Genomic DNA, 16803 nt, shown 5'->3' with positions numbered 1-16803 from the left:
AAACGGGACATTTTAACAGTTAACTTTTAAATATGGTGAAAGTCGATAAAAATATAAGACTTAGTAAATTAGCAAGAGAACTAAACGTTGGTACTTCAACAATTGTTGAATTTCTGAACAAAAAAGGCATTCCGATTGATTCCAATCCAAATACCAAAGTTTCAGAAGAGGCTTATAATATCCTCGCTAAAGAGTATAGCTCTGACTTAAATCTGAAAAAGGAATCTGAAAAGGTAAATCTGAAAAGTACCCGCGAAAGAAAAGAAACAGTTTCAATTGAAAAAATTTCTGAAGATTCAGAGCCTGAAACTCGTAGTAAAGAAAAATCTGTTGAAAAAACAGAAGAAGTAATTGCTAAAAAGGAACCTGTTAAAATAGTTGGTAAAATTGATTTAGATGCATTAAAACCTAAAGCAAAACGACCACAGGAAACAAAACAGGAAGTCGTTGCAAAAACGAATCCGGATAAGGTAGAAAAAACTATTAAGCCAGTTCAGTCTGAAGCTCCCAAGAAGGAAGCTCCTAAGGCGGATGTGACTGCAGAGACACCTGTGGTTAAAATAGTTACACCTCCAAAAGTAGAACTTACTGAACAAACATCTGAACCTGCTAAAAATCCAGTTTCTGATGACCAAACTGTTAAAATGGAAACCCCGAAAAAAGAGGAAAAAGCCCGAGCTCCTAAAGAGGAGAAAAAAGATGAGCTTAAAGTGGTTGGCATGATTGATTTATCTGCATTAAATCAAAAAACCAGACCAACAAAAAAAACCAAGGCTGAAAAAGAAGTTGAAAGAAGGGAAAAACAGAAAGCTCCTGCTTCAAAACCTCAGGCTCAGGAAAATTCAGGCTCAGGAAAAGAAGAAATTTTTAAATCTTCTACCCAAAGACTAGCTGGCCCTACTGTAGTTGGAAAGATTGAACTTCCAGTTGAGAAAAAGCCAAGTGCGGGGAATAAAGATAAAGTATCTGCCAATCAGCGTAAGAAGCGTAAAAGAATTAAAAAGGATACTGAAAAAGTAAATTTAGCTAATCCCGGACAAGGAAAGCCAGGAAAACCAGGAACTACTGAGGTAAGACTTAAAGGGACAGGCGCTGGTGCTGCTAAGTTCAATAAACTGAAGAAGAAAAGAGTCGTTAAAAAAGAGGTTAGCGAAGAAGATGTACAAAAGCAGATTAAAGATACTCTTGCCCGTTTAACATCAAAAGGAGGTAAATCGAAAGGATCAAGACACCGTAGAGATAAACGTGACAGCGAAAGTGCAAAAAGAGAAAAAATTGCAGAACAAATTGAAGCTGAAAAAAATATTTTAAAGCTTACTGAATTTGTTACAGTTAATGAGTTGGCAACGATGATGGCCGTTCCTGTTACCAATATTATTGCAACTTGTATGGGATTAGGTTTATTTGTGTCTATCAATCAACGATTAGATGCAGAAACTATTGCCATTGTTGCTGATGAATTTAACTTTAAAGCTGAATTTGTAAGTGTTGAACTTCAGGAATCAATTGAAGAAGAAGTTGACGAAGAAGCAGATTTATTATCCCGTGCTCCAATTGTTACTGTTATGGGACACGTTGATCATGGTAAAACCTCCCTACTTGATTACGTTCGTCACGCGAATGTAATTGCAGGTGAAGCTGGGGGAATTACGCAGCACATTGGAGCTTACAATGTGAAGCTTGATGATGGAAGAAGAGTTTCTTTCCTTGATACTCCAGGTCACGAGGCATTTACCGCAATGCGTGCACGTGGTGCTCAGGTAACAGATATTGCAATTATTATAATCGCGGCTGACGACAACGTAATGCCACAAACAATTGAGGCAATTAATCACGCAAGTGCAGCGGGAGTTCCTATTGTATTTGCAATTAACAAGATTGATAAGCCTGGTGCTGACCCTGAAAGAATTAAAGGAGAATTAGCAAATATGAACTATTTAGTTGAGGACTGGGGTGGTAAATACCAGTGTCAGGAAATCTCAGCAAAAAATGGTATTAACATTGAAGAGTTGCTGGAAAAAGTTCTTTTAGAAGCAGAAATGCTGGAACTTAAAGCAAATCCAAATAAACGGGCTATTGGTTCGGTAATTGAATCATCATTAGATAAAGGTAGAGGTTATGTTACAACATTATTAGTACAGGCAGGAACCTTAAAAGTTGGAGATGTTCTATTGGCAGGTAGTTACACTGGTCACGTAAAAGCAATGTACAATGAGCGTGGTAATAGAATAGAGAAGGTTGGTCCTTCAGAACCAGCTTTAATTCTTGGTTTGAACGGAGCCCCGCAGGCTGGTGACAATTTCAACGTAATGGAAAGTGAAAAAGAGGCGCGTTCCATAGCTAACAAACGTGAACAATTGCAACGTGAGCAAGGTCTTCGTACTCAGAAACACATTACACTTGATGAAATTGGCCGTCGTATTGCAATTGGAAACTTCCAGGAGCTTAATGTTATTGTAAAAGGTGATGTGGATGGATCGATTGAAGCTCTTTCTGATTCATTAATCAAGCTTTCTACTGAGGAAATTCAGGTGAATGTTATTCACAAAGCAGTTGGTCAGATTTCCGAATCGGATGTATTGCTTGCAACAGCTTCTAATGCTATTATTGTTGGATTCCAGGTTAGACCTTCTATTGGAGCAAGAAAACTTGCTGAGAAGGAAGAAATTGATATCCGTTTGTACTCGATTATCTACGATGCAATTGATGAATTAAAATCAGCAATGGAAGGTATGCTTTCTCCTGAAATTAAGGAAGAAATTACTGCTACTGTTGAGGTTGTGGAGGTATTTAACATTACCAAAGTGGGTAATATTGCAGGTTGTCTTGTTCGTGATGGAAAAATCAACCGTAACTCTAGAATCCGATTAATTCGCGATGGTATTGTTGTTTACACAGGAGTACTTGGTTCTCTGAAACGTTTCAAAGACGATGTGAAAGAAGTAGCGAAAGGTTACGAATGTGGATTAAATATCGACAAATACAATGACATTAAAGTTGGCGATATGGTAGAAGCATTTGAAGAAATAGAGGTGAAAAAGAAATTGTAAAATACAATTCTATAAATAGTAAAAAGCAGGCTGTTCAGCCTGCTTTTTTTATGTTCTTACTTTGCAATTAGTTTTAATGTCAGGATATTCCTAAATCAGTATTCCAGATTTTTTAAATTGCAAGTTAAGAGTATAAAGGGCTACAATTTAATACTCTGTATCGTTCGAAATTACTAATATTCAAAAGGCATAAATCGTATCCGTCTCCACAATAGCGCATATGGATTTTCGATAAGATTTTAGATTTTTACATTCTTAAAATTCACATAAAAAGGATGTACTATGATTTTCAATTTCACGGCAACGACACGTTTTTATTTTTTTCGCGAACCAGTTGATATGCGTAAGGGAATCCATTCGCTTTATCATCTGGTAAAGACTTTAGGTAAAAAGGATGCACTAAATGGCAATGCTTATGTTTTTGTTGGTAGCACGCGTAAATCAATTAAGGTTTTACGATGGCAAAAAGAAGGATTTGTTCTTTACAACAAGAAGCTTGAATTGGGCTGCTATACTCTGCCACAACAAGTAGGCGATGCACCTTTCTTTGAGGTAGAAAGTACTATTCTTGATCAAATCGTCAACTCAATAAAACACAAAAGCAATTCGAACGAACTTCGCTTAAAAGCCATGATAACGACTTGATACAGAGCGTAAAAGATACAAAAATAGTATGTGTTTTGCATGGTGAAACCCTACTGTTTTTGTATCTTTATATCATGACAAACAGAGAGTTAAGTGCTTTTTATCAGGAACAGATTTCAGAATTAACAGATGTACTGGCATCTTTGACTAAAACCATAGAAGAACAAGCTAAAGAGTTAGCTGCTTTAAAGGCAGTACTTTTAGAGAAGGATAAAGATGCCCTAAAGTTGAAGCGATTTGCGAATATAAACTTTCCTAAAAAGACCGAAAAACGTAAATATACAGCTCCTGTTGCAGACGATAAAAAACCAGCTCCTTCCCCAAAAGAAAGAGGTAATAATGGTGCTAAACGAAAGGTTTACGATAATATTGAAGAGCTTGTAGAAGATGTACTGCCTTGCGATGCCGGCTTTGATGAAAAAGTTGCTGTTTACTTGTTTCACCGTGACGTGATAAGGTATACATATATACCACCCCGACTGATCAAACATATTTATCGCTGCAGGAAATATCGGATGGGTGATAACTTTTTTGAAGGAAAAGCTCCAGTGGCGCCATTTCAGAACTCCAACTTCGATAGCTCGATACTGGCACACCTAATTCAACAAAGATATGTGTACGGCATGCCCGTAGAACGCATTATGAAATACTTGAACGAGATGGGCATTGATATCCCCAAAGCAACTGTTCATGGCTTAATCGAAAAATCAGCGGACCTGCTCGATAGATTGATGCCACACCTTAAGGATGCTATTCTTGCAGATCCTTATATCCATTTCGATGAAACCTATCATACCGTATTAGACGGCGATAAAGGAAGTCGCAAAGGTTACTTTTGGAGTGCTTTGTCCCATCAAAATAATTTGATTCAGTTCATTTATGAAAATGGATCAAGAGCCAAAAAGGTATTTACAAACTACCTGTCCGAAGATTATAAAGGAGCCGTTCAGACTGATGGTTACAGCTCGTACAAAGTACTTGAAGGGTGGAATTATCCAAAAGCAATGCGATTAGGTTGTATTCAACATTGCAAACGAAAATTTATAGAGATTCAAGAACAACCAAAAGCACAAAATATTATTGACCTGTACAACCAGTTTTACATGATCAGAAAAAAGAAACCAAAAGAAAAATGGAAAGAAGAATCCTTGAAAGTTTACACCGATTTAGAAAAAAAACTCAGGACTATTGATCGAGACCCTGAAATACTACCCAACCATATTTTAAATAAAGCCACTGCATACTGTCTCAACGAACTGGAATCGATTTACAATATTATAATATCTACCTTAGTACATGACAATAATACAAATCATTGATTATCAATAAAATAAGTCTCTGTAGATTTAGATAAGACGTTGATTTTCATTATCTTAGAAGAATAATACCACTCATTTTTCTAATGAAGAAAATCAACGTCGAGAGTAAAAGTAAGGAATTCATATCAATATTGAATACCCATTTTGAAGGAAAAGTTAATTTATCACGTCTGAAATTTATTTCCATGTTTGTGTTTGCCCTATGCAAAGTCCAGACTGTAGGTTTCGAAAAATTAGCTAACGCATTTGATAGTAAGGCTCAGGCAGAATCATGTTTAAGGCGTGTTCAACGTTTTATCGCGCAGTTCATGTTAGATTCTGATTTGGTTGCAAAACTCATTTTTGGATTATTACCCCAAAAAGAAAACTTGAGACTTAGTATTGACAGAACAAATTGGAAATTTGGGAAAACTAATATCAATATCTTCATGCTTGGTGTAACTTATAAAGGAGTGGCTTTCCCTCTGCTGTTTTCTATGCTGGATAAACGTGGCAATTCCAATTGCCGGGAGAGAATTGATTTAGTGAACCGATTCATACGGCTTTTCGGAACGGAATGTATTGACTGTTTGATGGCTGACCGTGAATTTGTTGGAGATAAATGGATCGAATATCTAAATGAAAATCGTATTCGATATTATATCCGAATCAGGAATAATTTCAAAATTTACGTGCCTCATAAAAATGAGGAAATTAAAGCAGCATGGTTGTTTAAATCGCTTAAGTTTGGGGAGTTTGTTCATTATAAACGAATTGTTAGAATGGGATCACAGCTTTGCTATATCTCTGGATGTAAACAAAAAGGCAAAAAAAAAGAGGAAGAATTATTGATGATCGTATCGTTCAATAAACCAGAGCAGGCTCAAATAAATTATAAAGAGCGTTGGCAAATAGAAACTTGCTTCAGAGCAATGAAATCAAGTGGCTTTGACATTGAGAAAACACATTTACAAGCCATTGATCGAATTGAGAAACTGACTCTTCTTGTTATGATAGCTTTCGTCTGGTGTTATAAAATCGGAATATTCATACATGAAAATGTGAAGAAAATTAAAATAAAAAAACATGGACGAAAAGCTAAAAGTATATTCAAATGTGGATTATCTTACATTGCAAACGTCTTGTTAAATTCAGAAAATCAGAACAATATAAATGTGTTCAAGTTTTTGTCATGTACTTAGAATATCTACAGATTACGATTTGGATAATAATAGGATTGAACGACCAATGCGTTACATTAGCATTAGTCGTCGCAATTCGCTTTTCTGTGGCTCTAATGCTGGAGCTGCCAGAACTGCGAAACTATATTCTCTGGCTATTTCATGCAGACTCAACAATGTGAATACCTTTTCTTATTTCAAAGATGTGATACAGCATCTGGCAGAACACCAAACCATGACCAACGAACAAATGTGAAACTTGCTTCCTGATAAGTGGGCTGAGTAATATCTGATATTTTAATACCCCGTCAATTTTGAACCAAAATTTGACGGGGTGTTTTTTTTTGACGGAGTGGCGACCCGGAGACGCTTACCATAAATCCTAAATTATTTTTTTACACTAAAGATTTTAATCCATAAAAAAACCCTCACACGGTTGGTATGAGGGTTTCATTACATATTGAATAACTACAATAATTCTTTGTATTGCTCTGCAGTTAATAATTCTTCTAATTCTGAACTATCAGCAATTTTAATTTTCACAATCCAACCTTCACCATATGGATCAGAGTTGATCAAATCCGGAGCCTCTTCCAATTTCTCATTGAACTCTAACACTTCACCCCCAATTGGCATAAACATGTCTGAAACAGTCTTAACTGCCTCAATAGTTCCGAATATTTCTTCTTTATCTAATTCGTCGCCTTCGGTTTCAACTTCAACAAAAACGATATCTCCAAGCTCTCCTTGAGCAAAGTCAGTAACACCAACAAAGGCTTCTTCTCCTTCAACACGAATCCATTCGTGATCTTTGGTATACTTTAAATTTTCAGGTACATTCATGATAGTATGTTGTTTATTAAGAGTATTAAATTACTGCCCAAATTTACATTTTTTTTTTAATTATAAAATATCACGTCATACGTAATTGAATGTTTTAGAACTTATTCTTATTCATTCTATCTGATGATTAATAATCACTGCAAAATCAGAATATAAGTGCATAACAGTAAAACCTCTAATTCGCAAGAGTAAAACGAATACTCGCACCAAATTCAGTAGTTGTAGTTGGGTATGAAAGCGAAACATAAGGAGTATTTACAATCCGGTCGTAATACAGTCTTAAATTAAATCTGTTACTCAAAACATAGTCAGCACTAAACTTAACTGTTACTACTTTCTGTCCTGATGTTAACTGATCCACTTCATCAACAATTTTTCTAATGATGGTATTGTTCTTACGAATTGATAGATCTCCCCTCAAATTAAGATCACTCTTATATTTTTTTTGCTTAGACCCCGAACCTATTATCATACCAAAATCATCAAATCGATATCCCAAACCAAAAATCATTTCATTAGAAGCCACTTCTGTTAACTGGGTATTTGATAAACTTAGAATCAAATTTCGTGTGCGCTTAATTTCAAAACTCGTCGAGAAATTATTCTTCCAAATCATATCGACGTTTATCAGAGGATTGAATTGCTCATTTATGGAAATTGAATTGGCTTCATAAAGAGGTAGAAAATTATGCGCCATATCCTGAATAATACTGTATCCGTCGTCACCTTCCTCGTAAGTTAAATTGGTATTATACGAACCCACATCATATGTTGCACTATATGAATGACTCAAATTTATAGATTTGAAATACCTCTTAACTAACGGAAGTTTGGATAAGCCTTCGAAAGTCACTCTCCAATTTGGTTTCATCCGGGAAATGGCCGGGAACAAACTATTATACCCTTTTCCTCCATTGCCATATGCTTTAAGAAAAGCAGGAATTAAAACTTCCTGAGATGTTTCTCCGTAACCTTCATAGTAATCCGTCTCTACTTTCGTTGTTTCTGTTCCTACAACAACTTCTGTGAATATTTTTTTGTCCTCATAATTTTCACCATATCTCTCTTTTGCCAATCGTAAACTTTCTTCTTTTCTTAAATCTAAAAATTTATCGAAATAGGCCGAAGAGTAATCTCCTGTATTCCCTATTGTAAAAAAGGCCGATTTCAAACTTAAAAAACTCATGCTGAAATTACCCGATTTAACAAGATTCTCGGCTGTAAAATTATCATTCCCCGAATCGTAAATATAGTATTCGCTTCGGTTTCTTGAATAATTACGATTTGCCGTTAAATCAATTTTCAATCCTTTTACCGGTTCAACAGTACTTCTTATGGTAAAATTTTGAGTATGACTCATTACGTATGGTTCATTCAAAGCTTCATCGGTCGTAATCCAACCTTTTTCGGCCGCACTTCTGGCAAAATTATTATCCTGATTACCAATCAAAAAGTTAAAACCAGGAGCCTTGGTTCCGTTATATGACTCACCACCAAAATAATTTGTTTGCGGCATATATCCAGGTAAAGTTGTTGAGTTAATCTCTGAATAATTAACCGAAATATTACGAACACTCATTACTGTTCTCAGAAAATTCTCCCCTATTAAGGCAAAAACTCCTTCACTCTCCGAAAGCTTGCCATTGACTCTTACCCGAACATTTTTCACATTCTCGCTTGAAGTAATCTTAGCTCTGTTACCTGTTACAGATTTTACCTTAACCTTTACTTCTTTTCCCTGAGTATCGTAAACCTTAATGGAGATATCCTCGGTTGACAATTTATGGTATATAGAGGTAGGAATTCCAGCTTTCAACTCAGCAACAGTACCTTCATAATTAACCTTCTTGTAATTCTCTGTTTTCTTTTTGTATTTCCGGTTCGAACCATATTTTTGATTAATTCTTTTCAGCAAACCAATTTTATTGTACAAATTAACAAGGTTTAGCTGCCCGTTTACCTGTATATTATTGGAATTTCGAATGGTATTTCCCAACTCGATAGTATCGGCAGTTATTGCTCCGGCATTCCAATCATATGCCCCCGCATACCGTGCTGTAACGGATGTCCAGTTCAACAATGGAATTTTATTTATTGGAACCGTATAAGTAAGATTAAAATTATGATGGTACTGAATATTTCGCCCACCATCCATTAAATTATTCCAAATGGAATCTTTCCAAATATTATAGGTTTCACGATCTCTATCTCTATCAACAATTCCTTCCGGTTCATCAATTCGAGATGTATTTGTCGCTGAAAAATCAAACTTTAGTCCTTTCGTTAAGTTGTATTTTAAATCGTAATAACGATACCATATAAAATCCTTATCGAAAGTAGGTTTAATTTTAATAGTGGCAAGCTCTGTGTTTCCACTTCCTATTTCAGGAATATGCCTTTTCTCAATTTCACGGTAATAGCGCTGCAAATCAGATCGGAAAGAAAGTTGTGTTGGCAGATAGTAAAAATTAAAATCCTTTAATAATCTGAACATCGGATTTTGAAATGCTTTAACCCTCTTAAACGGCTGAACATTTTTCGGCACATTATTATAGTTATAACTCAATACACCTCTGTAATTCTTTTCCAAATCACGAACCGTATTCACATCTCTTGAATAAGTTTCGTTGTAGGAATAGGTAAGAGATAAATTCGAAACATCAAGCAATTTAGGTTTTCCCTCCGCCTTTTCTATACGAACATTCGTTAAATTAAAACTCTTTCTTTTCGTATATTCCTGAGACATTTTTTTGATGGAGTCCCGCTCTGTTTTTGAATTCGCATTCTCAAGTGCTACATCCAGTGGGATATCCGGATCTAAAGGATTGTACTCCGGACTTTTTGTTTCTTCAGAAATAGCGTAATACAATGGAATACGAACTCCCGATTTTTCAGGAAAGAATTTACCTAACTCAAAACTGGCTGATAAATCATATTGAAATATATCATCTTTGTATCGATCATTAACACCATCTTCTATCCCTCCAAAACCAGATGTAATTTTACTTCCAGCCCAAGTTACTGTACCAAAATCAGCTAATTTTGTTGTTACCCGCAGATTTGCAGCCCAACCTCCATCTTCATCAAAATCCGTCAATCGCATTTCATTCAGCCAAACCTCTACCGATTTTAGTTGATGATCATCCATTCCGGCAGCATCATTGGTGGGATTTTTCACCCCAATCATAACCGTTCTAATGTTTGCCAAATTTGGATTTCCTTTTATTCTTACAATATGATTTTGATGTTGCGGATCGGCATCATTAGACAAATCACCAACTGTTAAATCATATATGTCGGAATATTTCGCATTAGTACCGCGTACAGCATCGTTTCTTAACTGCTTTATTGTCTGAAACAAACGAAGCTTAAAATCAAACCTATTTTCATCAGGCCAAACTGCTAAACGATCCTCTTCAATATCGCCGTTATAAAGACCAGCAGGTGTTAACCGCATGGGAATTTCATATTCGTAGTAATTGTCCTGATAATCTGATCCCAAACGAACAAATACACTCACTTCTTCGTCTCTCACAGAATAACCTTCAATCCCCTCAGCATGAACATCCATCTTGAACTTACCATATTTTCTGATGTCCATATTAAGAGTTTTGTAGGCCCCTTTCCCTTTTCCATCTTCCAAATCAGTAACTTTCAACAATATAGCCTGCTCATTCAATTGAATTAACTGAGGATTACTCGGATCCACAACCCGATCAATTCCCGGTGGCAAAATATAGTTTACCGGTTCTTTACTTGCATTCTCCTCAATATTTACCGCTGTAATATCGAAACCAGCTTCTGATACGATATCATCCGTTTCATTTTCGTTAATAGACTGATCATATCTTCGCCAATCATCACGAACCAAATCAAGGGTGGCAAAACGCAGAACCACATCTTCTTCAAAATCCCTTAAGAACATTCTCATGAAACGAATCGACGTAAAGTCACTAATATTACCATACGTATCCTTGAATTCATCAACCGGAATTTTAAACTGATACCAATCAACCGAGCCATTCGTTCCGTTAGCTAAATCCACATTACTGGTCACTTTATCCACAATAAAGTTTTGACCTATCTGCATATCTGCCGGTGCCAAATGTACTTTGCATTGATAATATGCTTCGGTTTCACTCAGAGTATTATCATGGTTAATATCTTCTACATCAGGCAATGTTGTTGCGGATGTAGGATATGCGCTTCCTGATAGCTCAGATGTTGGTGAATTCCCCTCCGGACCATTATACTTTTTATAACGTTCCAAAATACTTAGCTCATCACTATCGTAATCTGCTCCTCTAAAATAATGATAATCATCATTTGACGGATCATTCTGAGCCAAAACATATGCCTCGGAACCTGTCCCGAGGTTTGCCGAAATACTAATTGCCTGAATGTATTCCTTATAGAAACTCAACTCATCTTTGGAATTCAATCCATCCAATCCAACATCCTGATATCTTCTTGCATTTGTATTATTATCAAAAGCATTTACGAGTGATTGCACCAAAGGAACCCGTCCCCACTTAGTACTATCTACCAAAGTAATATTTTCATCCGCAGGCAACCCATTCTCAAATGATTTTCTTGAATCTCTTAATATATCTTCGGAAATATTTCCAAGATTAAAATATAAATTTCCCCCTTTATGATTTGGCTCGTAAACAAATGGATCCATCATCCAAAACTCAACGTAAGCAATATTTGCAGCTTCAAAATCGTTGGTTTCAATTTTACGCATAATACCACCCCATCTCGATTCCGGAGCTTTAAGAGTACCATCAGGATTCATACCCTGAGAAATCCCGGCTTGTCCATCAACATCAAAATTATAAGGCCCTTTTTCATCAGGGTAGTAGGCCAAATTCAGAACCGAAATATTAGTAGGAACCCCGGAGGCTCTCTCTTTATTTGGCCAAATTTCTTCTTCAAATATCTCTCGGACAAAGTGATTTGATTGCTGATCCTTATCCGATTTAATGTGCCCCGGTGTTGCAGAACTATTGCGCAAAAATAAAGGATCAATTACATACCAAGCCAGTTTTGCCCGGTTATATCCATATGCTAAATCATTATTCAAATCTCCTTCCTTAAATAAAGCTTCATTATTTTGGGGAGTACTAGCCAAAACCCATGAACTCAAACTTTTCATATCAATCGAAGTCTCGGTTCCCTCAAAATCATCGATATAGGCCGTACCCGAACTACCAATTGCTTTATTATGACCTGGTACCAATTGAGCAAATTCACCTTCAACAGCAATTGATGAAGGTTCTTTTGTTTCGATAAATGGAATTTTATCCACCATGCGGGTCAGGAACTCCGATTCGGTTCTATAGCTGCCATTCAGACCCCAAATAGTATTCGAAATTGGTTCATCACCAATATTAACCTTTTGTGTAAGAGGTTGCTCTGAAAGATGCATCATAGTTGCACCCAGATTGAAATCATCATTAAACTGATAATCCATTTGAACCCCAATCAACGTTTTGGTCTGAATGTTAAACAGCGAATTATTCTCCGAAGAAATGGAAATTGGAGTACTTGATTCCAATAAACTTTGATTGATTATTTTCACCCTTCCCAATGTATAATCAACAGTATAATCAATGTTCTCTATTAGTTCTCTTCCTCCAGCTTTAACACTAACCGAACCTGGTTCCACATTTAAAGCATTCAAAGAGATTTCTGAACTTGTTGACGATTTATAACTACCTTTCAGACTGTATTTATTTTTCTCGGCAATTTGCTGTGCATCATTTTGAGTTAAATTATAAAGCTCCTCAAACACATATTGATCTGCAATTGCATCATTGTTAATCTTTTTTCTAAGGTAGTTGCCAAAAGGTTCAATTTCCGGGAAGATGATTCGGCCATTTGTAGAATAGATTGTAATCCCATCAATAAAATCAAACATTCCATCTGCACCCGGATCCAATTGTGAGTTCAGATTATCTACATTCAAGACTTCGAGAAGAATTTTATTTTTAATGTCCCCTTCCGGCAAATAATTTACTGCCGTCCCCGCATTATCGTTTTGATACAGCACATTTAATATGAAATCCTCTTGGTTAACCTGAAAAGCCCCAATGTTATAGATGTTTTTCATCATTAATTTCCATGTTGGCATTTGGGGACTAAGATTGGTTCCTTTCAGCAATTTCATGATGAGTGTTTGAGGAGCACTCACTCCATCGCTGGTAAATTCTCCAACTCTAAACACCTGTCCTCTGTAGGTATATTCATACGAAACAGCCAAAATCTCATCCGCGTTTAATGCCTGATTTAAGGATATATAACCCAATTTTTCGTTCACAGAATATTCCGATTCAGATAATTTGCGGGCATTTTCAACTTTTTCGTAATCTGTTCCGCTAACAAAACCAGGAGCTAATGGGGATAATGTACTTGTAACCTGATTAATATCTCTTATGCCAGAATAAGTGGTTGTCATTTTCTGATACAAATCATTCAACTCGTTATTAGGCAAAGTTCCCGTTCCTGTTTGCGAAAATTCTGAAGGATTGGAAATATTTGCACCATCTTCGCCCAAATCAACATAAGCCACAAGGTTACGGGAATCCTGAAAATTAGAGGTTTTATTAGTCACCCAAACTTCAACTTTATTGATTGTAACTCCTGAATTAATTACAGGAAGATTTCGCAGAGATTGATCGTAGTGATCGTAGAAATATTTGGAAAGAAAGAAATGTCGGTTGGCTTCATATTTATCTACTGAAATCTCAAACTCATTTTTTTGCGCTCCATTCTCCATCTCAACAACACTGGTCTCCCCTTTTTGCTGCGAAAAAATAGAAGTTACAGATAGCTTACCAAATTGCATTTGGGCTTTAACTCCAAATAAATTTTGTCCCCCTGTAATAAGGGTATTTGAAATAGGCATGGAAACATTACCTGCTTCAATTTTCTTAATAATCTCATCTTCATCACCGGAATACTCCAGCCTCATTTGATTTTCGAAATCGAAAGTGGCCTCGGTATTGTAATTCACATCCATCTTCAACTTCTCGCCAACTGTACCAGTCACGTTCATTTGAATCTTCTCATCAAAATCGAAACTAGTTGTTTTTCTTAGATTTACAGGAAGAGTTGGGTTTTCGACCTTGGTTGTGTTAATACCAAAAGTTAACTCGGCTGATCCTTGCGGTTTTATGGAAATTGTATTACTGCCAAAAATTTTATCAACAAATTGCCCTCCTAATTTTAAATCCGGCACTAACTCATTACTTCCTGCAGTCCCATCACTCCGGCTGCGTTCCATCCAATAATCCCGAAGAGATTTTTCTGCTTCGTATTGCTTGTACTCTTCTGCAGTCATACTAATCGGACGACGGTAATCGACATCTCCAATTCGCGTCACCAAAATATAATTCCCAGTAACAGCATCGTACTGAATAGATGTCAGAATATTTTTTGGATCCTTAAGATACAATGGAGATTGGTTTTGAGAACCAAACTCTTGATTATCGTTTACATCATCAAAGGGGTAAGGAAGTGAATTGTCCTTTGCATCAGGATTGTCTTTATGAAATGGTGATTTCAAATTGATTACACGTCCTGAGTCATTTTTAGATCGTTTGACAGTATCCTGTTGTTGCACAGTTTGAATGCCAAATTCAGGATTAGAATTAAGGGCACTTAAGCTGTAATTACTTCCCAAAGCACTACAGAACAACACTATTAATAAGGTCAGAGTATATTTAATAAGTTTCTTCAATGGTTGATTACCTTAGGTTAGTAAAGCAATTACGTTCTTCAATTATAATTGTTTCAAGGCCAGCTTAATCAAATCCTCTACACTTGCATCAAGATTTGCTGTAAATATTTTATCGATAACTTTAGTTACTGAATTCTTCGCAAAACCTAACATCACTAAAGCAGATAACGCTTCTTCTTTAGTAGTATTGTTCTGTGGTAAAGAAAAGTCAGAGATATCAGTATCTTTTCCAAGTTTATCTTTTAATTCGATAATAATTCGTTGTGCCGATTTGGCTCCAATTCCTTTAACTCCCTGTAACGTTTTCACATCACTTGTAACAATAGCAGTTTGAATTTCGGAAGGCGTTAAAGATGAAAGCATCATTCGTGCTGTATTAGCTCCCACTCCTGATACCGAAATTAAATGTCGGAAAACACCGCGTTCATTAGCATCAAAAAAACCGAAAAATATATGAGCATCCTCTCGAACAACCTGATGCAAATACAATTGTGCCTCCTTATGCCCCGACAATTTCGAATATGTATTCAATGAAATATTTAAAAAATAACCTATTCCGCTAGTTTCAATAACTACTGAGGTGGGTGTGAGATCATCAATAACTCCCTTAATATACTCAAACATAAAATATGAATTGAATTTTTCTGTTTAGATCCTTAAAATATGTAAAAATATGCAAATTTTATAATCAATGCTTCGCTTTTAACAAAAAAAGAAAGAGCGATTTAAATTTAACCGCTCTTTTTACTATTTTGTTAATAATTTATTACGAATTTTTTGATGCTTCTGATGTTTGCATAGGATTCTTACTAATTTCCTCAAAATTTTCCCGGTTCCTAAAAACATCAATAGCCATATACAATGCCTGCTGAAAAGATTTTTCAGATGCAACATTTGTTCCGGCAATAGAATATGCTGTACCATGGGCAGGCGATGTGCGTATTTTAGATAATCCTGCGGTAAAATTTACCCCTGAATCAAATGCCAAAGCTTTAAATGGAGCCAAGCCCTGGTCATGATACATTGCCAGAATGGCATCAAACTTCATGTAATCTGAAGAACCAAAGAAACCATCAGCAGGATAGGGACCTAAAGCCATTATTCCCTTTTCACGAACCTCTTCCAGAGCAGGAATTATTTCATCGATCTCTTCTGTTCCAATCAATCCATCATCACCTGCATGCGGGTTTAGACTTAAGACAGCAATTCGTGGCTTTCTAATTCCAAAATCCTTCTGAAGAGAACTATTCAAAATATTTAGCTTACTAATAATATTTTCTTTTGAAACAACCTCAGGCACCTTGGAAATAGGCACATGACCTGCAACAACACCCACTCTTAGCTTATCGCTGATTAAAAGCATTAACGATTTACCGGAATTCAATTTACTTTCCAAATATTCTGTATGCCCCGGAAAAACAAAATCCTTAGATTGGATATTCTTCTTGTTTATTGGCGCTGTAACCAACACATCAATTAATCCCTTTTCTAAATCTGCAACAGCAGCTTCTAAAGCCTTAAATGCAGATTCACCGGCACTGCTTGTTGATTTACCTAACTCAACTTTTATATTTTCATCAACACAGTTAATAATATTTGTTCTATTAGGATGTGCTTCCTGAGCTTCCTTAATATTATTCAAACTAAAAGTTTCTATGTTGAGTGCTTTTCGATGATAAGCTGCAACTTTTGGAGAGCCATAAATAATTGGAGTACAAATTTCATACATCCTTTCATCCATCAAGGTTTTAATAATAACCTCGTAGCCAATTCCGTTAATATCGCCATGAGTGATTCCAACTCTTATTTTAGTGTTTTTCATCTGCTGTTTATTTTATATCAGTGGACTGATATCACTTTCAAAAGTCCAATTTTAATCCGATGCTATTTAAATAGAGTGAACTGGAAAATGATCAGCTATATCGTTACTTCTTATACTCTCTGACTTTATCAATACGATTAACAGAGTGATTAAGAAATACATTTGCAAAACATTTGTGCCTTAAATTTTAAAAAAATCATTACAAAAATAGAAAGATTCA

At 35.9% G+C, this 16803-nt stretch carries 9 protein-coding genes; 5 read left to right on the top strand and 4 right to left on the bottom strand.

Annotation, left to right across the window (positions count from 1 at the left end; translation table 11 throughout):
- Positions 1 to 32: 32 nt before the first annotated feature.
- From infB to ACHZAX_RS00295, 5 genes are all read left to right on the top strand, one after another.
- Positions 33 to 3050 carry a translation initiation factor IF-2 gene (infB, locus tag ACHZAX_RS00315; RefSeq protein WP_320017625.1) on the top strand — a complete coding sequence of 1006 codons (3018 nt, stop codon included), beginning with the start codon at positions 33 to 35 and terminating at the stop codon, positions 3048 to 3050.
- 282 nt (positions 3051 to 3332) lie between these two features.
- A complete protein-coding gene (gene tnpB / locus ACHZAX_RS00310; RefSeq protein WP_320017624.1) occupies positions 3333 to 3695 on the top strand; it encodes an IS66 family insertion sequence element accessory protein TnpB in 363 nt (120 codons plus the stop codon).
- A 74-nt stretch (positions 3696 to 3769) separates the two neighbouring features.
- Positions 3770 to 5014 carry an IS66 family transposase gene (locus ACHZAX_RS00305; protein WP_320017623.1) on the top strand — a complete coding sequence of 415 codons (1245 nt, stop codon included), beginning with the start codon at positions 3770 to 3772 and terminating at the stop codon, positions 5012 to 5014.
- Positions 5015 to 5097: 83 nt separating this feature from the next.
- Positions 5098 to 6195, top strand: coding sequence for an IS4 family transposase (locus ACHZAX_RS00300; RefSeq protein WP_320017622.1), 1098 nt, complete (start codon positions 5098 to 5100; stop codon positions 6193 to 6195).
- On the top strand, positions 6167 to 6430 hold the full coding sequence (locus ACHZAX_RS00295; protein ID WP_320017621.1) for an IS66 family transposase: 264 nt from the start codon (positions 6167 to 6169) through the stop codon (positions 6428 to 6430). The genes ACHZAX_RS00300 and ACHZAX_RS00295 overlap by 29 nt, the downstream gene beginning before the upstream one ends.
- Before the next feature lie 212 nt (positions 6431 to 6642).
- Here the strand turns inward: ACHZAX_RS00295 and gcvH are convergent, their stop codons facing one another.
- The 4 genes from gcvH to pdxA form a co-directional block, all read right to left on the bottom strand.
- Positions 6643 to 7017 carry a glycine cleavage system protein GcvH gene (gene gcvH / locus ACHZAX_RS00290; RefSeq protein WP_101309912.1) on the bottom strand — a complete coding sequence of 125 codons (375 nt, stop codon included), beginning with the start codon at positions 7015 to 7017 and terminating at the stop codon, positions 6643 to 6645.
- A 175-nt stretch (positions 7018 to 7192) separates the two neighbouring features.
- On the bottom strand, positions 7193 to 14761 hold the full coding sequence (gene sov / locus ACHZAX_RS00285) for a T9SS outer membrane translocon Sov/SprA (protein WP_320017620.1): 7569 nt from the start codon (positions 14759 to 14761) through the stop codon (positions 7193 to 7195).
- A 42-nt stretch (positions 14762 to 14803) separates the two neighbouring features.
- Positions 14804 to 15385 (bottom strand): Holliday junction branch migration protein RuvA, encoded by a 582-nt coding sequence (gene ruvA / locus ACHZAX_RS00280; RefSeq protein ID WP_320017619.1) that lies wholly within the window; start codon positions 15383 to 15385, stop codon positions 14804 to 14806.
- Between the two features lie 142 nt (positions 15386 to 15527).
- Positions 15528 to 16583, bottom strand: a complete 1056-nt coding sequence (gene pdxA / locus ACHZAX_RS00275) for a 4-hydroxythreonine-4-phosphate dehydrogenase PdxA (protein ID WP_101309915.1) — start codon at positions 16581 to 16583, stop codon at positions 15528 to 15530.
- Between the last annotated feature and the right edge of the window lie 220 nt (positions 16584 to 16803).

Source organism: Labilibaculum manganireducens, assembly GCF_963665805.2.
GTDB classification, from domain to species: domain Bacteria; phylum Bacteroidota; class Bacteroidia; order Bacteroidales; family Marinifilaceae; genus Labilibaculum; species Labilibaculum manganireducens.
The sequence above is the reverse complement of the archived record's forward strand: the minus strand, read 5'-3'. Positions and strand labels throughout refer to the sequence as shown.

What these genes read in the sequence shown, in the direction of transcription:
- tnpB (WP_320017624.1), top strand. Translation starts at nt 3,333, where the DNA reads ATGATTTTCAATTTCACGGCAACGACACGTTTTTATTTTTTTCGCGAA.
- pdxA (WP_101309915.1), bottom strand. Translation starts at nt 16,583, where the DNA reads ATGAAAAACACTAAAATAAGAGTTGGAATCACTCATGGCGATATTAAC.
- ACHZAX_RS00305 (WP_320017623.1), top strand. Translation starts at nt 3,770, where the DNA reads ATGACAAACAGAGAGTTAAGTGCTTTTTATCAGGAACAGATTTCAGAA.
- ACHZAX_RS00295 (WP_320017621.1), top strand. Translation starts at nt 6,167, where the DNA reads ATGTGTTCAAGTTTTTGTCATGTACTTAGAATATCTACAGATTACGAT.
- gcvH (WP_101309912.1), bottom strand. Translation starts at nt 7,017, where the DNA reads ATGAATGTACCTGAAAATTTAAAGTATACCAAAGATCACGAATGGATT.
- ruvA (WP_320017619.1), bottom strand. Translation starts at nt 15,385, where the DNA reads ATGTTTGAGTATATTAAGGGAGTTATTGATGATCTCACACCCACCTCA.
- ACHZAX_RS00300 (WP_320017622.1), top strand. Translation starts at nt 5,098, where the DNA reads ATGAAGAAAATCAACGTCGAGAGTAAAAGTAAGGAATTCATATCAATA.
- infB (WP_320017625.1), top strand. Translation starts at nt 33, where the DNA reads ATGGTGAAAGTCGATAAAAATATAAGACTTAGTAAATTAGCAAGAGAA.